General features: G+C 53.3%; 23 protein-coding genes. 9 read left to right on the top strand and 14 right to left on the bottom strand.

Features of this window, described 5'->3' with window-relative positions; genetic code table 11:
- Nucleotides 1-10: 10 nt before the first annotated feature.
- From pcp to SD961_RS09565, 10 genes are all read right to left on the bottom strand, one after another.
- A complete protein-coding gene (pcp, locus tag SD961_RS09610) occupies nucleotides 11-658 on the bottom strand; it encodes a pyroglutamyl-peptidase I (RefSeq protein WP_318790141.1) in 648 nt (215 codons plus the stop codon).
- Between the two features lie 7 nt (nucleotides 659-665).
- On the bottom strand, nucleotides 666-1655 hold the full coding sequence (locus SD961_RS09605) for a DUF979 domain-containing protein (protein WP_318790140.1): 990 nt from the start codon (nucleotides 1653-1655) through the stop codon (nucleotides 666-668).
- A complete protein-coding gene (locus SD961_RS09600; RefSeq protein WP_318790139.1) occupies nucleotides 1655-2383 on the bottom strand; it encodes a DUF969 domain-containing protein in 729 nt (242 codons plus the stop codon). The genes SD961_RS09605 and SD961_RS09600 overlap by 1 nt, the downstream gene beginning before the upstream one ends.
- Before the next feature lie 73 nt (nucleotides 2384-2456).
- Nucleotides 2457-3194, bottom strand: coding sequence for a 5-oxoprolinase subunit PxpA (gene pxpA, locus SD961_RS09595; protein ID WP_318790138.1), 738 nt, complete (start codon nucleotides 3192-3194; stop codon nucleotides 2457-2459).
- Nucleotides 3184-4116, bottom strand: a complete 933-nt coding sequence (gene pxpC / locus SD961_RS09590) for a 5-oxoprolinase subunit PxpC (protein ID WP_318790137.1) — start codon at nucleotides 4114-4116, stop codon at nucleotides 3184-3186. The genes pxpA and pxpC overlap by 11 nt, the downstream gene beginning before the upstream one ends.
- Entirely contained in the window at nucleotides 4110-4766 is a 657-nt protein-coding gene (gene pxpB / locus SD961_RS09585; RefSeq protein WP_318790136.1) for a 5-oxoprolinase subunit PxpB, read from the bottom strand. Before pxpB ends, pxpC begins: the two co-directional genes overlap by 7 nt.
- Before the next feature lie 120 nt (nucleotides 4767-4886).
- The gene (locus tag SD961_RS09580) at nucleotides 4887-5630 is read right to left on the bottom strand and encodes a type 2 GTP cyclohydrolase I (RefSeq protein ID WP_318790135.1); all 744 of its coding nucleotides are present in this window, start codon (nucleotides 5628-5630) and stop codon (nucleotides 4887-4889) included.
- Nucleotides 5631-5720: 90 nt separating this feature from the next.
- Nucleotides 5721-7142, bottom strand: coding sequence for a deoxyribodipyrimidine photo-lyase (gene phrB / locus SD961_RS09575; RefSeq protein WP_318790134.1), 1422 nt, complete (start codon nucleotides 7140-7142; stop codon nucleotides 5721-5723).
- 17 nt (nucleotides 7143-7159) lie between these two features.
- A complete protein-coding gene (locus SD961_RS09570) occupies nucleotides 7160-8116 on the bottom strand; it encodes a 2-thiouracil desulfurase family protein (protein ID WP_318790133.1) in 957 nt (318 codons plus the stop codon).
- A 121-nt stretch (nucleotides 8117-8237) separates the two neighbouring features.
- On the bottom strand, nucleotides 8238-8444 hold the full coding sequence (locus SD961_RS09565) for a YbfA family protein (protein WP_318790132.1): 207 nt from the start codon (nucleotides 8442-8444) through the stop codon (nucleotides 8238-8240).
- A gap of 315 nt (nucleotides 8445-8759) precedes the next feature.
- On the opposite strand from SD961_RS09565, the gene kdpE reads away from it, so the two are divergent.
- The gene (gene kdpE / locus SD961_RS09560; RefSeq protein WP_318790131.1) at nucleotides 8760-9440 is read left to right on the top strand and encodes a two-component system response regulator KdpE; all 681 of its coding nucleotides are present in this window, start codon (nucleotides 8760-8762) and stop codon (nucleotides 9438-9440) included.
- A gap of 59 nt (nucleotides 9441-9499) precedes the next feature.
- Here kdpE and pgm read toward each other — a convergent pair whose 3' ends face one another.
- Nucleotides 9500-11140: a phosphoglucomutase (alpha-D-glucose-1,6-bisphosphate-dependent) gene (gene pgm / locus SD961_RS09555; protein ID WP_318790130.1), complete on the bottom strand. Its 1641-nt coding sequence runs from the start codon at nucleotides 11138-11140 to the stop codon at nucleotides 9500-9502.
- A gap of 30 nt (nucleotides 11141-11170) precedes the next feature.
- Nucleotides 11171-11719: a replication initiation negative regulator SeqA gene (gene seqA, locus SD961_RS09550; RefSeq protein WP_318790129.1), complete on the bottom strand. Its 549-nt coding sequence runs from the start codon at nucleotides 11717-11719 to the stop codon at nucleotides 11171-11173.
- A gap of 247 nt (nucleotides 11720-11966) precedes the next feature.
- On the opposite strand from seqA, the gene ybfF reads away from it, so the two are divergent.
- The 4 genes from ybfF to fur all read left to right on the top strand — a co-directional run bounded on the left by ybfF (nucleotide 11967) and on the right by fur (nucleotide 14632).
- On the top strand, nucleotides 11967-12728 hold the full coding sequence (ybfF, locus tag SD961_RS09545; RefSeq protein WP_318790128.1) for an esterase: 762 nt from the start codon (nucleotides 11967-11969) through the stop codon (nucleotides 12726-12728).
- Nucleotides 12729-12875: 147 nt separating this feature from the next.
- Nucleotides 12876-13157, top strand: a complete 282-nt coding sequence (gene ybfE / locus SD961_RS09540; protein WP_306206974.1) for a LexA regulated protein — start codon at nucleotides 12876-12878, stop codon at nucleotides 13155-13157.
- A gap of 161 nt (nucleotides 13158-13318) precedes the next feature.
- Nucleotides 13319-13849, top strand: coding sequence for a flavodoxin FldA (gene fldA, locus SD961_RS09535; RefSeq protein ID WP_318790127.1), 531 nt, complete (start codon nucleotides 13319-13321; stop codon nucleotides 13847-13849).
- Nucleotides 13850-14188: 339 nt separating this feature from the next.
- On the top strand, nucleotides 14189-14632 hold the full coding sequence (fur, locus tag SD961_RS09530) for a ferric iron uptake transcriptional regulator (RefSeq protein WP_318790126.1): 444 nt from the start codon (nucleotides 14189-14191) through the stop codon (nucleotides 14630-14632).
- Nucleotides 14633-14921: 289 nt separating this feature from the next.
- On the opposite strand, the gene glnS is transcribed toward fur, so the two are convergent.
- A complete protein-coding gene (gene glnS, locus SD961_RS09525; protein ID WP_318790125.1) occupies nucleotides 14922-16589 on the bottom strand; it encodes a glutamine--tRNA ligase in 1668 nt (555 codons plus the stop codon).
- Between the two features lie 152 nt (nucleotides 16590-16741).
- Nucleotides 16742-18766 carry an N-acetylglucosamine-specific PTS transporter subunit IIBC gene (nagE, locus tag SD961_RS09520; RefSeq protein WP_318790124.1) on the bottom strand — a complete coding sequence of 675 codons (2025 nt, stop codon included), beginning with the start codon at nucleotides 18764-18766 and terminating at the stop codon, nucleotides 16742-16744.
- A 336-nt stretch (nucleotides 18767-19102) separates the two neighbouring features.
- Here nagE and nagB point away from each other — a divergent pair, with 336 nt between their 5' ends.
- From nagB to SD961_RS09500, 4 genes are read left to right on the top strand one after another with little or no spacing between them, the layout of a single operon-like run.
- On the top strand, nucleotides 19103-19903 hold the full coding sequence (gene nagB / locus SD961_RS09515; protein WP_318790123.1) for a glucosamine-6-phosphate deaminase: 801 nt from the start codon (nucleotides 19103-19105) through the stop codon (nucleotides 19901-19903).
- A gap of 29 nt (nucleotides 19904-19932) precedes the next feature.
- Nucleotides 19933-21081, top strand: coding sequence for an N-acetylglucosamine-6-phosphate deacetylase (nagA, locus tag SD961_RS09510; RefSeq protein WP_318790122.1), 1149 nt, complete (start codon nucleotides 19933-19935; stop codon nucleotides 21079-21081).
- A 7-nt stretch (nucleotides 21082-21088) separates the two neighbouring features.
- Complete coding sequence (gene nagC / locus SD961_RS09505; RefSeq protein ID WP_318790121.1) at nucleotides 21089-22309, top strand: DNA-binding transcriptional regulator NagC; 1221 nt, start codon at nucleotides 21089-21091, stop codon at nucleotides 22307-22309.
- The gene (locus SD961_RS09500; protein ID WP_318790120.1) at nucleotides 22309-23094 is read left to right on the top strand and encodes an HAD-IIA family hydrolase; all 786 of its coding nucleotides are present in this window, start codon (nucleotides 22309-22311) and stop codon (nucleotides 23092-23094) included. The genes nagC and SD961_RS09500 overlap by 1 nt, the downstream gene beginning before the upstream one ends.
- Nucleotides 23095-23222 lie beyond the last annotated feature (128 nt).

Raw genomic sequence — 23222 nt, 5'->3', positions numbered from 1 at the left:
TACCTACTGATTAGTGTGTGGCTCCGCCTTCGGCACGGATATCCTGCCCGACGGTCAGCGCAATACTCAGCGCCATCTCCAGCGCCAGGATCACCGTCTGGGCAGGCATACTGGCGGCACCGGGATGCTTTACCGCCTGCTCTGGCAGATAAGGGATATGAATAAACCCGCCGCGAACCGCTTTTTTATGCTGCGCCAGATAGTGCAACAAACCATACATCACATGGTTACAGACGTAAGTGCCCGCCGTTTGCGAAACCGACGCGGGAATGCCCGCTTCCCGAATCCCCTCCACAATTGCTTTGATCGGCAGCGTGGAGAAGTAGGCCGCCGGGCCGCCCTCTACAATAGCTTCATCAATCGGCTGGTTGCCTGCGTTGTCCGGGATGCGGGCGTCGTCAACATTGATGCCAACGCGTTCAATAGTCACGTCGGTTCGCCCTCCCGCCTGCCCTACGGCGATCACCATTTCTGGCTCTACCTCTTCTATCGCCGCGTAAAGCGCTTCAAGCGAAGCCCCGAAAGCGCAGGGTAGCTGTCTGGCAACGATTTTCGCGCCGCACAGCATGCGCTCATGCAGATGGCTGACGGCCTCCCAGGAGGGATTGATCTGATCGCCACCAAAAGGTTCGAACGCGGTAATCAAAACGGTTTTCATCACGGCCTCACAGGAACATCAGGAAATAGAGAAGGAAAATATTTGCTATTAACAATAGCACGCCCGTTGGCACCTGAGCCTTGATCACTGCGTTGCGGTCGGGCAGCTCCAGCAGGGCTGCAGGCACGATATTGAAGTTGGCCGCCATAGGCGTCATCAGCGTCCCGCAGTAGCCAGAGAACATGCCGATAGCCGCCATCACCGCCGGATTGCCGTGATGTTGCAGCACCAGAATCGGAATACCAATCCCGGCGGTTACGATCGGGAAGGCGGCAAATGCGTTGCCCATCACCATCGTCAACAGCGCCATACCGATGGCATAAGTGGCAACGGCGATAAAGCGGTTATCAACTGCAAGATAGGTTTCGGTCAGATGGGAAATTGCCGTCCCCACGCCTGCACTGGTAAACAGCAGGCCTAAGGTTGCCAGGATTTGCGGCAGAATAAAGGCCCAGCCGATGGAGTCCAGCAGACGACGCGTCTCCTGCAGAGATTGCGCCGGTCCTTCACGGGTCAGCTTCAGCGCTATCAACCAGGCGATCACACAGCCTGTCATCATCGAGAATAGCGTGACCAGCGTGGAATGATTGCCTGCACCAAATACGCTTTCCTGTAATCCCGGAATGTTGTTAAAGGCCAGCACGCCAATCACTGTGACCACGGGAATGGCTAAGGCGGGCAGGAAAAGCTTGTTGTGCAGGCGTTTCGCGCTCTTTTCCCGCTGCTCGCTGGTGCGTTGATGATAGGAGCCAAGCTTCACCCCACCCAGCCCGGCGATTAGCGCCATCACCACCACCATTACGCCAACGACGATATGCAGCGAGCGTGCGCCGAGCTGCGTTACTGCCCAGTCTCCAATAAAAAATACCAGGCCATAAAGTGCCCAGAACAGACCGGTAGTGAGGCGCCGTGGATTCGCCTTGTCACGCCATGACATCACTGCAACCACCAGCAGGATAACCCCGGCCAGCCAGAACAGATATTGTTGCTGGAACATTAGCGGCCTCCCTTTGCTTTCAACGCATCGTTATTCAGCGCAGTCAGTTCGGCAGCGATGGTTTTATCCAGACGCCTCAGGCGCACGGCGTGGATTAAAAAGGCACAAATCGCGGTCGGAATACCCCAGACGGCAATATGCAGCGGTTCGGTCTGGATGCCGGCTGACTCCTGCATAAAGTTATGCATAAAGATAATTGCGCCAAAGGCGACGAAGATATCCTCGCCAAAAAAGAGGCCGACGTTATCGGTCGCGGCAGACATAGCCCGCAGACGATGACGCACCTCAATGGGCAATTCGCCATAACGGTTTTCGGTGGCGCCCTCAGCCATTGGCGCCAGAAGCGGACGCACCATCTGCGGGTGGCCGCCCAGGCTGGTTAATCCCATAGCGGCGGTGATTTCCCGCACAAAGAGATAGACAATTAGCAGACGTCCCGCCGTGGCGGTTTTGATCTGGGCAATCCATGCCTGTGCGCGCTCTTTCAGACCATGACGCTCCAGCAGACCGATAACCGCCAGCGGCAGCAGCAGGATCAGCGGAAGGTTACGGGTATTGAGGAAACCGGAGCCCAGTTTTTCCAGGATATCGCCCAGCGGCATATGGGCAGCCAGTCCGGTAATCAGGCCAGAGACGATCACTACCAGCACAGGGTTAAACCGAAGTAAAAAACCGATCACAATGGCGACAATGCCTGCCAGCGGCCATAAATTCACTGCACTTTCCATTCATCCTCCCGGGTATAAAGTCCTCCGGTATCTGCCGGAGGAGGTCATCGCGTTTTTACGCGTTATTGTTGCCTTAGCGGCTGGTAACCTGAATCTGATGCTGTTCAAAGGCCTGACGCAGCTGAGCGGCAAATGCCAGCGCATGCGCACCGTCACCGTGTACGCAGACAGTTTCAGCCTTCACTTTTACCCATTTCCCGCACAGGCTCTTAACCTGCCCCTGCTGGATCATGCTCAACGTCTGTCCTATCGCCTGCTCATCGCTTTCTACCAGCGCGCCGGGCTGCGATCTCGGCACCAGCGAACCATCGGCCTGATATCCACGGTCGGCAAAGACCTCTTCACGGGTTTTCAATCCCTGCGCCTGAGCGGCAAGAATGGATTCACTGTTCGCCAGCCCAACCAGTACCAGCTGTGGATCTACCGCTTTTACCGCGCGGGCAATAGCTTCAGCAAGTTCCGGCTCCCGGGCGGACTGGTTATACAACATGCCGTGCGGCTTCACGTGAACCAGCTTGCCGCCTTCGCTATGGGTAATCGCCTGTAGTGCGCCAATCTGATAAACCAGCTGGGCATAAACGGTTTCCGGGGGCAGTTGCATCTCCGTCCGGCCAAAATTCTCCCGATCCGGGAAACTGGGATGAGCGCCGATCGCCACGCCAAATTCCAGCGCCCACAGGACGCTTTGCCGCATGGTTTGCGCATCGCCAGCATGGAAGCCGCAGGCGATATTGGCGGAAGAAACCAGCTGCAACAGCGCGCGATCGTTTTCACACCCTTCGCCCAGATCGGCATTTAAATCAATTTTCATGCTCTACTCCCCATGCCATTTGTTCTAAGGCAAGCTGCTGCTCGCGTTTGGCTTTCAGCGCTTCGTCTAACGTGCAGTAGACAAAATGAATCGGTTCACCGAGGCGGATTTGTGCAAGATGGTAGAGATCGGCTTCGATTACGCAGCCGATGCGCGGGTAGCCGCCGGTTGTTTGCGCATCCGCCATCAGCACAATAGGCTGTCCGTTTGGCGGCACCTGGATCACGCCGGGGATTAGCCCGTGCGACAGCATTTCACGTTTGACAGTTCTGGTAAGCGGCCTGCCCTGTAAACGATAGCCCATGCGGTTACTTTGCGGATTGAGTTTCCAGCCGGTGCGCCAGAAGGCTTCGCGGCTTTCAAAACTGAACTCGTGGAATTCTGGCCCCATCATCACGCGAATACGGTTGCCAAAGAGCAGCTGACGAACACCTACCGGCTTGGTGAAGGTTTTCAGCGGGGTCCCCTGAGGAAGCTGGTCGCCATCCTGAAGAAGACGACCTTCGAGACCGCCGAAGCCCGCTTTTGCATCGGTGCTACAGGAACCCAGCATCGGCTCGAGGTCAAATCCGCCGTCCAGCGCCAGATAGCTGCGCATTCCGCGCTGAGGCATTTTTAATGTCAGCCGCTGGCCCTTTTTCACCGCCGTTCGCCAGCCGGTCCAGACGGGCTGGTTATCAATCTCTGCACTGCATCCTGCCCCGGTCAGGGCTATCCAGCCGTCGCGGGAGAACTCTGCGCAAAACTGACCCAGGGTAATTTCCAGCACCGCGCTGGTTTTGGCATTGCCCACCAGCAGATTGGCGGTCTCCATTGCGGGATGATCCAGCACGCCGCTGAGACCCACGCCATACTGACGCCAGCCGGTACGCCCGGCATCCTGTAGCGTTGTCGCCATACCGGCACGAATGATTTTCAGCATATCCCCTCCTTTTGCGGGACAAAGCGGACGCTGTCGCCAGGCCTGAAGAAGGTGGGAGGCTGATGGAGAGGATTGAACAGCGTGATGTCCGTCTGGCCAATAAGCTGCCAGCCGCCAGGTGCGCTAAAGGGATAGACCCCGGTCTGACTGCCACCGATGCCAACCGAACCCGCAGGCACGGCAACGCGAGGCTCAGCCCGCCGCGGCGTATGCAGGCGGTCATCAAGACCAGCCATATAAGGGAAGCCGGGTTGGAAACCGATAAAATAGACCACGTAGTGCGCAGAAGCGTGCGCCTCAACCACCTGCCGGGGGGAGAGACCGCTAAGCCGGGCCACCTCTTCTAAATCGGGTCCTGCCGCACCGCCATAAATCACCGGGATCTCTACTTCACGTGAGGTCATTTCCAGCGCCTCACTGCTCTCCCACCATGACTGCAACCACTCAATGGCATCAAGGGCTGTTTTCTGCGGATCGCTCAGCAGCACGGTGATGTTATTCATTCCCGGCACCACTTCAATCACTTCCGGGCGTGCAGTCAGTCGTGCTGAAAGCCCCCAGATCCGTTGCTGGGCGCTGAGCGTAACGGGGGGTTCCAGCTCAAGCACTACTGCACGTTCGCCTAACAGGTAACAACGAGCTCGTTGCAAAACGCTCCTCCTGACCTGAAATCAAGGCCATATGAATGCTCTATAAGGCAAACAGTTATGCTGAAATGTCAGGGAGGTGTCAACTCTGTTGCAGGCGGTTTAGCTACCGCCTGCAGAAAATCAGGCAGGATTAGGGATATCAATAAAGGTTACGTCCAGATCGTAGCGCTCTGCGAGCCACTCGCCGAGCGCCTGAATACCGCAGCGTTCGGTGGCGTGGTGACCAGCGGCAAAGAAGTGCAGACCTTGCTCACGGGCGCTGTGAATGGTTTGTTCAGAAACTTCACCTGAGATAAACGCATCCACGCCGAAAGCGGCAGCGGCATCGATGTAGCCCTGACCGCCGCCAGAACACCAGGCAATGCGGCGAATAAGCTTCGGCGCGTTATCGCCACAGTGCAGCGGTTCGCGTCCCAGAACCTGAGTGATACGCTGTGCCAACTGTTCACCGGAAAGCGGATCGGTCAACTCTCCCCACGGAAGCAACTGTTCAATCTGCCCGCGCACCTCTATACCCAGCAGCTTCGCCAGTTGAGCGTTGTTGCCCAGTTGCGGATGCGCATCCAGCGGCAGATGCCAGCCAAACATATTGATATCGTTAGCCAACAGCGTTTTCAGGCGGTTGCGCTTCATGCCCTTGATTATGGCAGGTTCATTTTTCCAGAAATAGCCGTGATGAACCAGCACCGCATCGGCCTTCAGGCGAACCGCTTCATCCAGCAAAGCCTGCGAAGCGGTGACGCCAGTGATGATCTTCTTCACCTCAGCGCGTCCCTCCACCTGAAGCCCGTTGGGGCCATAGTCGCTGAAGGCGGCGCTATTCAACTGCTGGTTCACAATCTCTTCAAGTTCTGTATTACGCATAACAATTCCTGGCCTGTTCGTGATGCCACAAGCCTGGCCGCTATCATCGCGGCGGGCCGGCAGTAAATGTTACAGGCAACAATAGCAAAATTATTTGCGTGCCGCTTCAAACGCCGCAAGCGTACGTTGCCGCGCTTCTTTGTGATCCACAATCGGTGTCGGATAATCCAGCGACCGCTGATTATTTTCTGCCCAGAGGTGAGGTTGATGAATATGCTTTACCGGCACCTCTTTCAGCTCAGGCAGCCATTTACGGATAAATTCCCCCTCTTTATCGAAACGTTCGCCCTGAGTGGTAGGGTTAAATATACGAAAATAGGGAGCGGAATCATTCCCCGTAGAGGCAGCCCATTGCCAGCCACCATTATTGGCGGCCAGATCGCCATCTATCAGTTGCGACATGAAATAGCGCTCCCCTTTCCGCCAGTCAATCAGCAAATCCTTGATCAGGAAGCTGGCCGTTATCATGCGCAGCCGGTTGTGCATCCAGCCGGAGCTGTTTAGCTGGCGCATTGCCGCATCGACAATGGGATAACCTGTTCTGCCCTGCTGCCAGGCCTGAAGCAGTTTTTCATCCTGTTGCCACTGCACTTTTTTGGTCCAGCTGATAAAGGGCTGATTTTTACAAAGCTTCGGCCAGGCAACCAGCAGATGACGGTAGAAATCGCGCCAGATAAGTTCGTTCAGCCAGGTGAAGAGATTGCTGTCCTCTATCCCTTGCGGATGCCCGGCCAGCAGGCGGTGCAGGCACTGGCGGGGCGATAATACGCCGGTCGCCAGATAGACAGAGAGACGGCTGGTCCCGTCCAGGGATGGGAAATCCCGGCGCGCCTGATAGTGCATGACGGGCTGCTGACAAAACTGCCTGAGCTGCTGAAGCCCCGCTTTTTCGCCTGCGGCAAACAACGAGCTGTCGAATTCCTCACAGGGATAGCTGAAGGGTGTGATAGCAGGAATGTCGGTTAAAGGGCCACTCTCTCTGGCTTTGGGTGCTGGAACGCACTCAGGCAAACCTTCCTGCAGGCGTTTCACGAACGCCCGGCTGAATGGCGTGAAGACTTTGTACATCTCACGGTTGCCGGTTAACAGGCTGCCTGGCGGGAGCAGCAGGCTGTCATCAAAGCCCTGAGTAATAATATCGAGATCGCCCAGCGCTTTTTCCGCTGCCGCATCCCGCTCACGCTCGTTGACTTCATACTGATAGTTGTAGAACAGCCGATCAACGTGATGCTGCTGACAAAAGTCCTTCAGCACCCCGACAGAAGCCGCAAAATCGTGGCACTCAGCGGTATGCAGCGCAATGCCTTTATCAGCCAGCGTCTGTCGGAGTTCCAGCAGGCTCTGGTAGATAAAAGCTGCCTGTTTCGGGGCCATCGTATGCGCTTCCCACTGCCCTGGCGTGGCGATAAACAGCGCCAGCACCCTGGCATCGGCGTTGCGACAGGCAGCATGCAGAGCGTAATTATCGTGGCTGCGCAGATCGTTGCGCAGCCAGACTAAATGGGTTGCCATGAATATTCCTGAGTAAACTAATGTCCGTAACGCAGGCGCAGCGCTTCGGGATAGGGTTCAAAATAACGCTGCTGCGCCAGATAGGGATCGGGAAACTCGGCCATGTAGTGCTTCAACAGAGTAAGAGGCGCCAGCAGCGGCTGCAGGCCCTGACGGTAATGCTCAATCAGCGAGGCCAGCTCCTGCCGCTGTTTGGCACTCAGCTGCGGACGGAAGTAGCCTTGTACATGCATCAGCACATTGGTGTGGTTGCCACGGGTAGCCTGATTTTTAAGCAGATCCATCAGGCGCTGGCGGTATTCAAAGGCATACTCCTCCAGCGAGGCCCAGTCGGCCATGGCTGCAACAAAGCGCCCAATTTCACGATATTCCGGCTGGGAGTGCGCCAGCAGCGAGAGTTTGTAACGGCTGTGGAAAGCCATCAGCTTTCCGCGCGTGAGTCCACTGCGCCATATTTCGTTAAATTCATGCAGCGTATAGACCCGCTCGACAAAGTTTTCGCGCAAAACGGGGTCGTGCAGGCGACCATCTTCTTCCACGGGCAGCCACGGCATCTGCGCCATCAGCTCTCGGGTAAATATGCCCACGCCCTCTTTGCGATTATTGTTATTGTCCGGCTGGTATACCCGCACGCGCTCCATCCCGCAGCTTGGGGATTTGGCACAAACGATATAACCACAAAGATGGTGGAGCGTTGCAATGCGCTTTTCCGACCAGCTCTGCATCTCCTCTGTGAGCGGTTCCCCTTTACCATTACTGAAGCAAAGCGCCGGTGTTCCCTCTTCCCTCTCTGTCAGGCGCAGTGCCGGACGAGGTGTCGGTAAACCGATAGCCATTTCAGGGCAGGCAGGTTCATAGCGGATGAACGGGGCGAGATCTTCTGCGGCAAAAGCACAACGTTTATGGCCGCCATCAAAACGGACAGTATCGCCCAGTAAACAGGCGCTGATGCCGACGGGGATTTTCTCGCTCATAGTTGTACAACCTCCAACTTCTTGTAGAGGTTTAAGTGTAGCTGAAAGTTCACCAATAAGCGCGATGTCTCTGAGGAAAGATCGATCTCTGGCAAAAAAAATCCCGCGTTAGCGGGACTTTTTAGTAGAAATCACAACCGGCGGCTTCCGACTGCGCCAGCCAGACAGGCTGACTGCTGGTTTTAAGCCAGATGCGGTGCAGATAGCTGTAAAAGCGGGCACGATCCCGGCGAAACAGCATAAAAGGTAAGGCAAGCAGGCCCACCACAATAACGCCTGCACGACGCAGGACGATTCGGGTTAACGAGTAATGCTGGTAAAGATGCATACGTCCTCCAGAAAGCGAAATAATCATTAAGGTAATCTGAGCAAAATAATAGCGCTTACTGTGTAATTTTACTACTCATCCGACCACTAATCTGGCGAAAAAAAGTGCAGCCTGCCCTTTATAGCGTAATTAAGTTACAAAAAAGTTAAATGAAGCCGTAAAGTTAACAATTAATCAACCAGCCATCCTGCCGTTCACACAGCCATTCCGGAAACGACGGCAAGAAGGTTTGCAGCCAATACGCTGCATATTTGGTAAATTGAATCCTGTGTCTGAATCATCGGGCTGACAGTTCAACAGGATGAAAAGATAGCCGTGACCACTGTGTTGATCGTTGAAGATGAAAAAGAGATCCGCCGCTTTCTGCGTATTGCGCTGGAGGGAGAATCGCTGCGCGTGTTTGACGCTGATACCCTGCAACGGGGACTGATTGAGGCCGCCACACGCAAACCCGATCTTGTGATCCTGGATTTGGGTTTACCGGACGGCGATGGAAGCGAGTTTATCCGCGAGGTACGCCAGTGGAGTACCATGCCGGTTATTGTACTTTCAGCCCGCAACGACGAGCAGGATAAAATTGCCGCGCTGGATGCAGGCGCAGATGATTTCCTCACTAAACCCTTTGGTATCGGGGAGCTGATGGCCAGAGTCCGCGTGGCGCTACGGAACCGCGACACCTCCAGTTCTGCCACCTCAAAAGAGATCACATTTGGTGATGTCAGGGTAGATATTGCGGGCAGACGCGTCACGCGGGGCGGAACGGATTTACATCTGACGCCAATTGAGTTCCGTTTACTGGTGAGCCTGCTTAATCATGCCGGTAAAGTCATGACCCAGCGCCAGCTGCTGAATCAGGTGTGGGGACCAAATGCGGTTGAGCACAGCCACTACCTGCGCATCTATATGGGCCATTTACGGCAAAAGCTGGAAGAAAAACCGGCACAACCCCGTCATTTAATTACCGAAACGGGCGTAGGCTACCGGTTTATGCCTTAAGCTGGCGTGAAAGCATAAAAAAAGGCGCTGAATCAGCGCCTTGATAAGCATTACAACGATTATGCGTTTTTCAGCACTTCGCTGACAATTTCTACTGCTTCTTTCTCAATCTGCTCACGGTGTTCAGCACCGAGGAAGCTTTCACAGTAAATTTTGTAGGCATCTTCAGTACCCGAAGGACGGGCAGCGAACCAGCCGTTCTCCGTCATCACTTTTAATCCGCCGATCGATGCGCCATTACCTGGTGCAGCAGTCAGACGTGCCGTGATCGGATCGCCCGCCAGCGTATCAGCGCTTACCATCTCTGGTGAAAGCTTAGAGAGCGCTGCTTTTTGTGCCGAAGTCGCAGAAGCCTGCAAACGGTTATAGCTTGGTGCGCCAAAGCGCTCCGCCAGCTCGTCATAGTGCTGCTGTGGGTTTTTGCCCGTCACCGCAGTGATTTCCGCTGCCAGCAGGCACATGATGATGCCATCTTTATCGGTAGACCACGGCGTTCCGTCAAAGCGCAGGAAGGATGCACCCGCACTCTCCTCGCCACCGAAACCGAAGCTGCCGTCAAACAAGCCATCTACAAACCATTTGAAGCCAACCGGCACTTCAACCAGCTTGCGGCCGATGTCATTTACCACGCGGTCAATCATCGCACTGGATACCAGCGTTTTACCGACAGCAACCTCTTTGCCCCACTGTGGCCGGTTCTGGAACAGGTAGTTGATAGCCACGGCAAGATAATGGTTTGGATTCATCAGACCCGCCGGGGTAACAATACCGTGGCGGTCATAATCCGGGTCGTTAGCGAAAGCGAGATCGAATTTATCACGCAAGGCCAGCAGGCCAGCCATCGCGCTTTCTGATGAGCAATCCATGCGGATCACGCCATCTTTATCGAGATGCATAAAGCGGAACGTCTGATCCACCGAATCATTAACGATAGTCAAATCCAGGTTATAAAACTCAGCGATACGTTGCCAGTAGGCAATACCGGAGCCGCCCAGCGGATCCACACCGATTTTCAGACCTGCTTTCTGAATGGCAGGAATATCAACAATCTGTGCCAGGCCTTCAATGTAGGGCTGGATCAAATCCTTTTCCTGCAGATGGCCACTTTCCCAGGCTTTGTCCAGCGCGATGCGCTTAACACCTTTCAGGCCATCCTGAATCAACGCATTAGCACGGTCTTCCACCACTTTCGTGACGTTGGTATCGGCCGGTCCACCGTTTGGCGGATTGTATTTGATACCACCATCTTCCGGGGGATTATGTGAAGGGGTGATGACAATCCCGTCGGCCTGCGCGCCACCCGCTTTGTTGTGCTCAAGAATAGCGTTTGAAATCGCAGGGGTCGGCGTATAGCCGTTGTCCAACTGTACGATGACATCCACGCCGTTAGCGGCCAGCACTTCCAGTACGGAAATAATGGCTGGCTCAGAGAGCGCGTGGGTATCTTTGCCTACGTAGCAAGGACCGGTGATGCCGTTCTTTTTGCGCTCTTCAGCAATTGCCTGAGCAATGGCCAGAATGTGCGTCTCGTTGAAGCTCTGACGCCCTGCACTGCCGCGATGGCCAGATGTGCCGAATTTCACCGCATGCTCTGCATTACCCAGATCGGGCTGCAGGACATAATATTGTGACGTTAATTGTGCAACGTTAATCAAATCACTCTGCTGGGCTGGTTGCCCGGCACGGGGGTGATTGGCCATTGGCGATTCTCCCTGACGCTTCTTAATCAGTTAGAGGGTACCGCAAACCTTGTCAGCGAGTTCCGCAGGGAACTGCATTGACTGCATGATATGTTCAATCATGCTCCGTTTGCGATCTGTGTTGGTGTTGGTTATCACCCAATACGGCGTGCCGGGAATATGTTGCGGCTTGGTATGGGTGCCATTCTGTACCAGCGTTTGTTGATTGCCTGCAAAGTAGACGCGCGTCCGGCCAAGTAAAGACTCGGTTGCGGCGGCAAATGCTTTGGGATCCAGATTATATAAAGTCGACAGAATCAGCATAAACCGGTTAACCGCTTTCTTCTGTTCTGCATATTCATCAGACAGCAGCAGCTCACGCACAGCGCGAACGCGATCCTGTGGGCGAGAATCCGCTTTCACTGACGCGGTCTCTTTCGTCCCCTCCACAGCGGCAGGCGCTACGGGTGCTGCAGGAGCACTCTGACCGGCAGTAAATTTAAGCATACGGCGCAAAATGTCAGAGGCGCTTTCACCAATATGCTGAGTGTGGCTGGCGATATAACGGTAGAGCTCTTCGTCGACTTCAATAGTTTTCATCTTGATCCAGTACAATTATTGCTGATAAGAGCCGGTTTGCACGGTATGAAAAAAGCCCTGCATGACCATCCAGCTCTAACACGAGGATTATAAAGTTAAATCCTGCCGGGGAGTAGCGCCAGCCCCTGATAGCGGTAAAAGTCAGAATATGCCGCAAAAACTCTGGCGGGCGGCATCTGGCCGTCACGGCAGGAAAAAGTAAATCTATGATACCCTAACCCTTGGTTTCAACAGTAAGAACTTTGTTATGAAATTGAATATCCGCTTGCAATCTGAACAATCCGCCCGGTCAGCATCGCCGGTGGTGTTGATCCATGGTCTGTTTGGCAGTCTTGATAATCTTGCAGTATTGGCAAGAGCGCTAAGGGATGAGCATCCGCTGGTTCAGCTTGATTTACGTAACCACGGCTTATCGGGGCGAGACAGCGAAATGACTTATCAGGCTATGGCAGAGGATGTGCTGGAAACCCTGGATGCCGAAGGGATCGATCGCTTTATCGTTATCGGCCATTCAATGGGCGGCAAGGTGGCGATGCTGCTGACTGCGCTCGCGCCTGAGCGGGTTGAAAAGCTGGTGGTGATTGATATGGCGCCCGTAGCCTATCCTGACCGGCATCATGACGCCATTTTTGCCGCACTCATGGCCGTCACCGCCGCCAACCTCACCTCCCGTTCAGATGCTGCCGCGCTTATGCGAGAGACAATAGAAGAAGGCGTTATTCAGTTTCTGCTAAAATCTTTCCATCAGGGAGAGTGGCGGTTCAACCTTCCGGTTCTCTGGAAGAACTACGATCGGATTATTGGCTGGCAGCCGCTGCCGCCATGGTCACATCCGGCGTTGTTTATTCGGGGTGAGCTTTCCCCCTACCTGGCTGATGCGCATCGTGAAGCACTGCTGGCGCAATTTCCTGACGCGCGGGCGCATGTTGTTGCCGGCGCTGGTCACTGGGTGCATGCTGAGAAACCTGATGCCGTTTTACGCGCAATCCGTCGTTTTCTTGCGCGGTGAAAACAAATCTATCCCGTTGAGCCTAAATCATTGTCGTCATGACTTTTACTGGGGTATGATGGCGCGCTTAAATTTTGTCGCAGCACGAATTTCAGCCGTCATCAGGCCTGAACCATCAGAACTCCAGCCTTTCAGTATCACGATTCTATGGCAAAAGAAAACACGGACCGCACCACGATCGATCTGTTCGCAGATGACCGTCGTCCGGGGCGACCAAAAACAAATCCGCTGACGCGTGATGAGCAACTGCGTATCAATAAACGCAATCAGCTCAAGCGGGATAAAGTGCGCGGGTTAAAGCGTGTGGAGCTGAAAATGAACAGCGACGCCGTGGATGCCCTGAACCAGCTTGCCGAGCAGCGAAATATCAGCCGCGGCGAACTGATAGAAGAGATGGTGATGGCGATGTTAGCCAGCCAGAAGCGTTGAAAAAGGGGTAAATCCGGCTCTTCAACCTCTTGCTGATGAAGCACAAAGCGACAAAAGCTGGCGGATTACTCATTTATCCCCCCTGTGCTGTCTGCTATCATTGCCATTAACTGCAGTAAAGTCGTTACCCTAAAATTTAGTTTCAAGAGGTTATTAAGCGCATGGCACTCGTAGGCATTTTCTTTGGCAGCGATACGGGCAATACGGAAAATATTGCAAAAATGATCCAAAAGCAGCTCGGTAACGAGGTGGCTGAGGTTCATGATATCGCTAAAAGCAGCAAAGAAGACCTTGAAGCCTTTGATATCTTGCTGCTGGGTATCCCAACCTGGTACTACGGCGAAGCCCAGTGCGACTGGGATGACTTCTTCCCTACCCTGGAAGAGATCGATTTCAATGGCAAACTGGTTGCGCTTTTTGGCTGTGGCGATCAGGAAGATTACGCAGAGTATTTCTGCGATGCGATGGGCACCATTCGCGATATCATTGAACCGAAAGGCGCCGTTATCGTGGGTCACTGGCCAACTGAAGGTTATCATTTTGAAGCGTCTAAAGGGCTTGCTGATGATACGCATTTCCTGGGCCTGGCTATTGATGAAGATCGTCAGCCGGAACTGACCCGCGAACGCACTGAAAAATGGGTAAAACAGATTTACGATGAGCTCCAGCTGCAGGAAATTCTGGAAGCTTAAGGAGAACGGCCTGATGTGGGAGTTAACTCACATCAGGCCTGTAATTTTTCCTATAGAAGTAATAGGCACAATTTCGTAACTTTCATCTGCAAAACTGTAGAATATCGCCATCGGTCACCCCGCTTACTGCGTGTTTATTAAAAACATGGCAAAGCGAAATGTAAACCCAGTGCCTGCTTTCCGGACGTAAAGACATCTTCATTACCTCCCTTTACAGATTCGCAACGCCCGAGGTGTTCATTTCGAAGCGTGAGTACTATAATGAGGCGTTTTGCGTCGACCGATGTTCAGGGCTTTTCAGCCGCACAGTGACAAGCAAAGTAACAGGACAATATCCGCATGACTGACAATAACACCGCATTAAAGAAGGCCGGCCTGAAAGTCACGCTTCCGCGACTGAAAATTCTGGAAGTGCTTCAGGAACCTGAAGGCCATCACGTCAGTGCGGAAGATTTGTACAAGCGCCTGATTGATATGGGCGAAGAGATTGGTCTGGCGACGGTTTACCGCGTTCTGAACCAGTTTGATGACGCGGGGATCGTTACCCGTCACAATTTCGAGGGTGGCAAATCCGTTTTCGAACTGACTCAGCAACATCACCACGACCACCTTATCTGCCTGGACTGTGGCAAAGTGATCGAATTCAGAGATGAATCGATCGAGTCCCGCCAGCGTGATATCGCCACGCGCCACGGTATTAAGCTCAGTAACCACAGTTTGTACCTTTATGGTCACTGTTCTACTGGCGACTGCCGCGAAGACGAAACGCTGCACGACAAATAATCTGCATTCCTGAAAAAACCGGTGATTTTCACCGGTTTTTTTTTGCCTGAAACAGTAAAACTGCCCTTGTGAAAAGGCTGGATCAGTCAGAGCGATTTTGCACGACTAAAGCCTTTGCCAGCGGAAAATTTCGTCCGCATCATGGATTTCCCGGCTGTTGACTGGCGCCAGCTTTCGCTGATTCCCCCTGATTTATTACACCGACTGCTAATAAAGAGTGTTAAACCCCTGATAAAGCGCAAAAAAAACGCAGCCCTGAGGCTGCGTCGATTTCAGAAAACCGGAAGCGCTACTCTCCCGCTTTCGTCCAGGTGTCACGCAGGCCAACCGTGCGGTTAAACACCAGGTTAGCAGCAGATGAGTATCGGCTGTCAGCACAGAAGTAACCTTCGCGCTCAAACTGATACGGGCTGCTGGCTGCTGCCTGCTGCAATCCTGGCTCCACAAAGCCCTGACGAATAACCAGCGATTCAGGGTTGATAGTTGTCAGGAAATCTTCTGCCGCACCCGGATTTGGCACGCTGAACAGACGGTCATAGAGGCGAAACTCTGCCGGTAAGGCATGAACAGCAGAGACCCAGTGAATGACCCCTTTCACTTTACGGCCATCGGCCGGATCTTTACTCAACGTCTCTGTATCGCAGGTGCAGAACAGGCAGGTAATATTACCCTCTTCATCCTTCGCCACGCGTTCCGCTTTGATCACGTAGGCGTTACGCAGACGCACTTCTTTACCCAGCACCAGACGCTTGTACTGCTTATTCGCTTCCTCGCGGAAGTCAGCACGATCGATATAAATTTCACGGCTGAACGGCACTTCACGCGTCCCCATCTCCGGCTTGTTCGGATGATTAGGCATGGTGATGATCTCTTCATGATTAGCGGGCAGATTTTCAATCACCAGCTTCACCGGATCCATCACCGCCATCGCGCGCGGGGCGTTCTCGTTCAGATCGTCACGAATACAGGACTCCAGAGAGGCCATTTCCACGATGTTATCCTGTTTGGTCACGCCAATACGGCGGCAGAACTCGCGAATGGAACCGGCTGTGTAACCGCGACGACGCAGGCCGGAAACGGTCAGCATACGTGGATCGTCCCACCCCTCTACAACCTTCTCTGTTACCAGCAGGTTCAGCTTACGCTTGGACATAATGGCGTATTCAAGATTCAGACGGGAAAATTCGTACTGACGCGGATGGGTTGGAATGGTGATGTTATCAAGCACCCAGTCATACAGACGGCGGTTATCCTGGAACTCCAGGGTACAGAGTGAGTGGGTGATCCCTTCCAGCGCATCGGAAATGCAGTGGGTAAAATCATACATCGGATAGATGCACCACTTGTTGCCGGTCTGATGATGCTCAGCAAACTTGATGCGGTAGAGAACCGGATCGCGCATGACGATAAAGCTGGAGGCCATATCGATCTTTGCACGCAGGCAGGCGGTGCCTTCAGCAAAGCCACCGCTGCGCATTTTTTCAAACAGCGCCAGGTTCTCTTCTACTGAACGGTCGCGGAAAGGACTGTTTTTGCCCGGCGCTGTAAGGGTGCCGCGATATTCACGGATCTGCTCAGGACTCAGCTCGTCAACATAGGCCAGGCCCTTGTTGATCAGCTCAACCGCATAGTGATGTAGCTGATCGAAATAATCAGAGGAGTAACGAACGTTGCCCGTCCACTCAAAGCCCAGCCACTGCACGTCATGCTTGATAGACTCTACATATTCCAGATCTTCTTTGACCGGGTTAGTGTCATCAAAACGCAGGTTGCACTGCCCCTGATAGTCTTGTGCAATACCAAAGTTGAGGCAGATAGATTTGGCGTGGCCAATGTGCAGATAACCATTTGGTTCCGGCGGGAAGCGGGTATGCACGCTGTCATGCTTGCCGGTCGCCAGATCTTCGTCGATGATCTGACGAATAAAGTTAGTTGGGCGGGCTTCTGCCTCACTCATCTTAATTTCCTCAGTAATGCTATCAAATTAGTACGTGAAATAACGGAGTATGATCCACAAAGCCGGGAAGGGAAACAACCGTTTGTTGGGGGAATACGATAAAAAAAGGGTGGGAATTGCTTCCCACCCTGTCATTGTAACGCAATCAGAGGTTAGCCGTTAATTTCATACAGTCGGCTTTCGCCAGCAACAACCGTTTCACCTGCTACCAGCGTGATGCCGGTATAATCTTCAATGTTGCTGACCACAACAGGGCTGATCATTGAGCGGGCGTTAGCATTCAGGAAGGCCAGATCCATTTCCAGAACCGGTTGTCCGACAGTAACCTTTGTCCCCTCTTCCACAAGACGGGTGAAGCCTTTACCGCCCAGCGCCACGGTATCCAGTCCCATGTGCACCACCACTTCAACGCCTTTCTCTGTTTCCAGACAGAAAGCGTGATTAGTGTTGAAGATTTTCACCACGGTTCCCGCCGCAGGAGAGACCACCGTACTGCTCGAAGGTTTGATCGCCAGGCCATCACCTACTGCTTTACTGGCAAAAGCTTCATCCGGAACCTGCTCCAGCGCCACCACTTCACCACTTACTGGCGCAACCAGCGTCGCAATAATCCCTTTAGCCACAGCAGGCACCGCCTGAGGCGCAACGGGTGCGACCGGCGCAGCAGAGGTACTTGCCGCAGCGACAGCGCCTTTGCTCAACACCGTTTTCATGGCTGAAGCAATGGTCTCAGCGCGGGTGCCGACAATAATCTGTACGCTCTGCTTGTTCAGACGGATCACGCCTGATGCGCCCAGTCGTTTGGCTACAGATTCGTTGACCGCGCTGCTGTCTTTTACGTTAAGACGGAGACGCGTAATACAGGCATCAATGTGGGTCAGGTTCTCTGAACCGCCAATAGCGCCAATATAACGACGGGCCAGCGATTCGGTTTCCGTTTCTTTGTTTCCGGAGTGATCAACGTTAACGTCGTAGCCATCAGATTCATCCCCGTCCACCGACAGCTCGCGGCCCGGCGTCATCAGGTTGAATTTTTTGATGGTAAAACGGAACACCACGTAATAGATAGCAAAGAACACAACACCCTGCGGGATCAACATATACCAGTGAGTTGCCAGCGGATTTCGCGTTGACAGCACCATATCCACCAGCCCGGCGCTAAAGCCAAATCCGGCAATCCAGTGCATGCTTGCGGCAATAAAGACCGAGACGCCGGTTAAAGCAGCATGGATCACATACAGCACTGGAGCCACGAACATAAAGGAGAACTCAAGCGGTTCAGTGATCCCGGTAAAGAAGGAAGCAAAAGCAGCAGCCAACATAATACCGCCCACTTTAGCGCGGTTTTCCGGACGCGCGCAGTGGAAGATAGCCAGCGCCGCACCCGGCAGACCAAACATCATAATCGGAAAGAAGCCAGCCTGGTAACGGCCGGTGATACCCACAATACCCTTACCGTTCTGGATAGACTCTGCGCCGCCCAGGAAATTAGGAATATCGTTGATACCCGCGACGTCAAACCAGAACACGGAATTCAGCGCGTGATGCAGACCCACAGGGATCAGTAAGCGGTTAAAGAAGGCGTAAACACCAGCGCCCGCAGATCCCAGCTTCTGAATACTTTCACCAAAGCTCACCAGTCCGCCGAAAATCAGAGGCCAGATGTACATCAGAATAAAGGCAATCAGGATCATCAGGAACGAAACCAGGATAGGCACCAGGCGACGACCACTGAAGAAGGAGAGCGCTTTAGGCAGCTCAACATGACTGAAGCGGTTATAGACTTCGGCTGAGATTATCCCCACCAGAATGCCCACAAACTGATTGTTGATCTTCCCGAAGGCAGCCGGCACCTGGTCGACGGGAATTTTCTGAATCATCGAGACCGCGGCTGGCGAACAGAGCGTGGTTACCACCAGGAAGCCCACAAAGCCGGTCAGCGCTGCTGCGCCGTCTTTGTCTTTTGACATGCCGTAGGCCACACCAATGGCGAAAAGCACCGACATATTTTCGATAATTGCCGAGCCGGACTTAATAAACAGGGCGGCCAATGCATTACCGGCGCCCCATGCATCAGGGTCCAGCCAATAACCGATCCCCATCAAAATGGCGGCGGCGGGCAGCGTTGCTACCGGCACCATCAGCGCCCTACCTACTTTTTGTAAATAACTTAACATTACCTTTCCCCCTATGAGACCCGTTATGGCGCCAGTAGTCGTTTTCTGTTTTTATCACGACTGGTTGGTTTCGAATGACAGTAAAACCACGCACGGAGTGTAAAAAGAAATTAATTCGCTTCGCAAATTAAAACCCTCCTGTTTGTGACTTTTATCACCAAAATAGCGACTATTGTTCGCCTGCTGCTGGCTATCAACGCAAACTTATTTTATGATCCGAATTATCAACACGGATTTATCCCTCGCGGATAGCGGTCCTGACGCGTTACGCTTTAGTAAATTAACGCCACAGAGACCGTGGAACTCCTTTTTAACTTTGCTTATATGAGGTGATACATGAGACTGATTCCCCTGGCTACGCCGACCCAAGTCGGAAAATGGGCCGCCCGCCATATCGTCAACCGCATTAACGCCTTTAACCCTACCGCCGATCGTCCCTTTGTTCTTGGCTTGCCCACCGGTGGCACGCCACTGGAAGCTTACAAGCACCTTATCGATATGCATAAAGCAGGCCAGGTTAGCTTCAAACATGTGGTCACTTTTAACATGGACGAATATGTCGGGCTGCCAAAAGAGCATCCGGAAAGTTACCACAGTTTTATGTACCGTAATTTTTTCAATCACGTTGATATTCAAACTGAAAATATCAATCTTCTGAATGGCAACGCCCCGGATATTGACGCAGAATGTCGCCAGTATGAAGAGAAGATTCGCTCTTACGGCAAAATTCATCTGTTTATGGGAGGCGTAGGCAACGATGGGCATATCGCCTTTAACGAACCCGCTTCTTCGCTGGCTTCCCGTACCCGCATTAAAACCCTGACTCATGATACCCGCGTGGCAAATTCCCGCTTCTTTGATGGCGATGTGGATCAGGTGCCGAAATATGCGCTGACCGTCGGTGTGGGCACTCTGCTTGATGCTGAAGAGGTGATGATTCTGGTGACGGGTCATGTGAAAGCACAGGCTTTACAGGCCGCCGTAGAAGGCAATGTGAATCATATGTGGACCATCAGCTGTCTGCAGCTTCATGCCAAATCCGTCGTGGTCTGTGACGAACCCGCCACCATGGAACTGAAGGTCAAAACTGTTAAATATTTCCGCGAGATGGAAGCGGAAAACATGAAAAATCTGTAAGCCATATCGGTAACAGCCGGGAGAAATTTATGTACGCTTTAACCCACGGCCGCATCTACACCGGCCACGAAGTTCTTGATAATCATGCTGTGGTCATTGCTGACGGCCTGATTGAGCGCGTCTGCGCCCTGAGCGATCTTCCTGCCGGCGTCACTACACGTGACGTGGGTGGCGCACTCATTGCTCCCGGATTCATTGACCTACAGCTTAACGGCTGCGGCGGTGTGCAGTTCAACGACGATATTGCGGCGCTGAGCGTAGAGACGCTGAATACCATGCAGCACGCCAATGAGAAATCGGGCTGTACCAGCTTCCTGCCGACGCTTATCACCAGCACCGATGAGATGATGCACCGCGCCGTAGAGGTGATGCGCGCTTATCTGGCGCAAAATGCCAATACCGCCTTAGGGCTGCACCTTGAAGGCCCGTGGTTAAGCCCCCGTAAGCCTGGTACCCATAATCCGGCCTTAATTCGTACCCCGGATCAGGCGCTGGTTGATTTTCTCTGCGAGAATGCGGATGTCATTGCAAAAATCACCCTTGCTCCTGAGCAGGTGGATGCCGCTGTGATTCGTCAGTTGAGCGATGCGGGCATTATCATTTCTGCCGGCCATTCTCATGCCACCCATGATGAAGCCCGCCGGGGTATTGCGGCTGGCGTAAGCTTTGCTACGCATTTATACAATGCGATGCCGACTATCACCGGACGTGAGCCTGGCCTGATTGGTGCGCTGTTTGATTCGCCAGAAGTTTACTGCGGCATCATTGCTGACGGCTTACATGTTCACTACGCTAACATCCGCAATGCCAAACGCATTAAAGGTGAAAAGCTGATTCTGGTAACGGATGCCACCGCCCCTGCGGGCGCCCAGATTGACCAGTTCATTTTCGCAGGAAAAACAATATACTATCGCGATGGGCTCTGCGTTGATGAGAAGGGTACGCTCAGTGGTTCGGCACTGACTATGATTGAAGCTGTGGCAAACAGTGTTGAACATGTTGGTATCTCACTGGATGAATCGCTTCGCATGGCAACGCTTTACCCCGCGCGGGCTATGGGTGTAGAGAAAAAGTTAGGTTCTGTCGAAGCGGGTAAAGTGGCAAACCTGACGCTATTCACCCGTGGCTATAAAATAATCCAGACTATCGTTAATGGTGACGAAGTCTTAAGCGAGTAGAATCTGAATGACCACTGGCGGCCAGGCTCAAATAGGAAATGTCGATTTAGTTAAGCAACTCAACAGCGCAGCCGTTTACCGGCTTATTGACCAGCAAGGTCCAATTTCGCGCATACAGATTGCAGAACACAGCCAGCTAGCCCCCGCCAGCGTTACCAAGATTACTCGTCAGCTGATTGAACGCGGCCTGATCAAAGAAGTGGATCAGCAGGCCTCTACCGGAGGCCGCCGCGCTATCTCTATCGTCACCGAAACCCGCGGTTTTCATACTATCGGCGTGCGTCTCGGGCGCAGCGATGCCACATTAACGCTGTTCGATTTAAGCGGAAAGTCGCTTGCCCAGGAAGATTACGCCCTGCCTGAACGCACCCAGGAAACCCTGGAAAACGCCCTGTTTAACGCCATTGCCAGCTTTAGCGAACTGCATCAGCGCAAGGTGCGGGAGCTGATTGCCATCTCGGTGATCCTGCCCGGTCTGGTTGACCCGAATAGTGGCATCATCCGCTATATGCCCCATATTCATGTGCACCACTGGCCATTGGTCGCCAACCTGGAAAAACGTTTCAACGTGACCAGTTTTGTTGGACACGATATTCGCAGCCTGGCGCTTGCAGAGCACTATTTCGGTGCATCGCGCGACTGCGCAGATTCCATTCTGGTGCGCGTACACCGGGGTACCGGCGCAGGCATCATCGCCAACGGCCATATTTTCCTCGGCAGTAACGGCAACGTGGGTGAGCTGGGGCATATTCAGGTCGACCCTTTGGGTGAGCGCTGCCACTGCGGCAACTTTGGCTGCCTGGAAACCATCGCCGCAAACGGCGCTATCGAGAACCGGGTTCGCCATCTCCTTACGCAGGGCTACCCCAGCTCGCTGACCCTTGATGAGTGCCATATGCATCAGATCTGCAAAGCGGCTAATCGCGGCGATGCGCTGGCAGTGGAAGTCATTGATTACGTCGGCCGCCATCTGGGCAAGGCCGTTGCCATTGCCATCAACCTTTTTAATCCGCAAAAAGTTGTCATTGCCGGTGAGATCACCGAAGCGGATAAAGTATTACTGGCTGCCATAGAGGGCTGTATCAATACTCAGGTTCTGAAAGCTTTCCGCAAAAATCTCCCGGTGGTACGCTCAGAAATCGATCATCGTTCTGCAATTGGTGCTTTCGCACTGGCGAAACGTGCCATGCTTAACGGCATTTTATTACAACATTTACTGGAAGGTTAATGAGCGCTTTGACCCTGACGGACAGTGAAACTGCCACAATCAAGAATGTAATTTGCGATATTGATGGCGTATTGATGCATGACAATACCGCCGTACCGGGTGCTAATGAGTTCCTGCAGCGTATCCTTGAAAAAGGGATGCCGCTGGTGCTTCTCACCAACTACCCTTCTCAAACCTCGCTCGATCTTGCCAACCGTTTTGCTTCAGCAGGAATTGATCTCCCCGACAGCGTGTTTTATACCTCGGCGATGGCGACAGCGGATTTTCTGCGCCGTCAGGAAGGGAAAAAGGCCTACGTGGTGGGCGAAGGCGCGCTGATCCATGAGCTCTATAAAGCTGGCTTTACCATCACGGATATCAATCCGGACTTCGTTATCGTGGGCGAAACCCGCTCCTTTAACTGGGACATGATGCATAAAGCGGCCTTCTTTGTGGCGAATGGCGCGCGCTTTATTGCCACCAACCCTGACACACATGCCAGGGGTTTTGTTCCCGCCTGTGGTGCGCTCTGTGCCGGCATAGAGAAAATTTCTGGCCGCCAGCCCTTTTACGTGGGCAAGCCCAGTCCGTGGATTATGCGTGCTGCGCTGAACAAAATGCAGGCTCATTCCGAAGAGACGGTGATTGTGGGGGATAACCTGCGTACCGATATTCTGGCCGGCTTCCAGGCAGGCCTGGAAACCATTCTGGTCTTATCTGGCGTCTCCACGCTCAGCGATGTGGATGCTATGCCGTTCCGGCCAAGCTGGATCTACCCCTCTGTAGCCGACATCGATATCATCTGACTGAGTGACCCGACCTTAGCGTCGGGTTTTTATTATCTGCATTCTGCTCATAATTTAACCGATTTTAGCGCAATATTATCGATTCGCTAATAATCACCCTGTCCTTTTGAATATCCATCAAAGATTGA

Origin of the sequence: Erwinia sp. MMLR14_017 (assembly GCF_033657285.1) — a bacterium.
Lineage (GTDB): Bacteria > Pseudomonadota > Gammaproteobacteria > Enterobacterales > Enterobacteriaceae > Erwinia.
Note: the sequence above shows the minus strand (reverse complement) of the source record. Positions and strands in the feature narration are given on the sequence as shown.

Excerpts from the sequence above, each read along its gene's own strand:
- pcp (WP_318790141.1), bottom strand. The coding sequence starts at position 658 with ATGAAAACCGTTTTGATTACCGCGTTCGAACCTTTTGGTGGCGATCAG.
- SD961_RS09605 (WP_318790140.1), bottom strand. The coding sequence starts at position 1,655 with ATGTTCCAGCAACAATATCTGTTCTGGCTGGCCGGGGTTATCCTGCTG.
- SD961_RS09600 (WP_318790139.1), bottom strand. The coding sequence starts at position 2,383 with ATGGAAAGTGCAGTGAATTTATGGCCGCTGGCAGGCATTGTCGCCATT.
- pxpA (WP_318790138.1), bottom strand. The coding sequence starts at position 3,194 with ATGAAAATTGATTTAAATGCCGATCTGGGCGAAGGGTGTGAAAACGAT.
- pxpC (WP_318790137.1), bottom strand. The coding sequence starts at position 4,116 with ATGCTGAAAATCATTCGTGCCGGTATGGCGACAACGCTACAGGATGCC.
- SD961_RS09580 (WP_318790135.1), bottom strand. The coding sequence starts at position 5,630 with ATGCGTAATACAGAACTTGAAGAGATTGTGAACCAGCAGTTGAATAGC.
- phrB (WP_318790134.1), bottom strand. The coding sequence starts at position 7,142 with ATGGCAACCCATTTAGTCTGGCTGCGCAACGATCTGCGCAGCCACGAT.
- SD961_RS09570 (WP_318790133.1), bottom strand. The coding sequence starts at position 8,116 with ATGAGCGAGAAAATCCCCGTCGGCATCAGCGCCTGTTTACTGGGCGAT.
- SD961_RS09565 (WP_318790132.1), bottom strand. The coding sequence starts at position 8,444 with ATGCATCTTTACCAGCATTACTCGTTAACCCGAATCGTCCTGCGTCGT.
- pgm (WP_318790130.1), bottom strand. The coding sequence starts at position 11,140 with ATGGCCAATCACCCCCGTGCCGGGCAACCAGCCCAGCAGAGTGATTTG.
- seqA (WP_318790129.1), bottom strand. The coding sequence starts at position 11,719 with ATGAAAACTATTGAAGTCGACGAAGAGCTCTACCGTTATATCGCCAGC.
- ybfF (WP_318790128.1), top strand. The coding sequence starts at position 11,967 with ATGAAATTGAATATCCGCTTGCAATCTGAACAATCCGCCCGGTCAGCA.
- ybfE (WP_306206974.1), top strand. The coding sequence starts at position 12,876 with ATGGCAAAAGAAAACACGGACCGCACCACGATCGATCTGTTCGCAGAT.
- fldA (WP_318790127.1), top strand. The coding sequence starts at position 13,319 with ATGGCACTCGTAGGCATTTTCTTTGGCAGCGATACGGGCAATACGGAA.
- fur (WP_318790126.1), top strand. The coding sequence starts at position 14,189 with ATGACTGACAATAACACCGCATTAAAGAAGGCCGGCCTGAAAGTCACG.
- glnS (WP_318790125.1), bottom strand. The coding sequence starts at position 16,589 with ATGAGTGAGGCAGAAGCCCGCCCAACTAACTTTATTCGTCAGATCATC.
- nagE (WP_318790124.1), bottom strand. The coding sequence starts at position 18,766 with ATGTTAAGTTATTTACAAAAAGTAGGTAGGGCGCTGATGGTGCCGGTA.
- nagB (WP_318790123.1), top strand. The coding sequence starts at position 19,103 with ATGAGACTGATTCCCCTGGCTACGCCGACCCAAGTCGGAAAATGGGCC.
- nagA (WP_318790122.1), top strand. The coding sequence starts at position 19,933 with ATGTACGCTTTAACCCACGGCCGCATCTACACCGGCCACGAAGTTCTT.
- nagC (WP_318790121.1), top strand. The coding sequence starts at position 21,089 with ATGACCACTGGCGGCCAGGCTCAAATAGGAAATGTCGATTTAGTTAAG.
- SD961_RS09500 (WP_318790120.1), top strand. The coding sequence starts at position 22,309 with ATGAGCGCTTTGACCCTGACGGACAGTGAAACTGCCACAATCAAGAAT.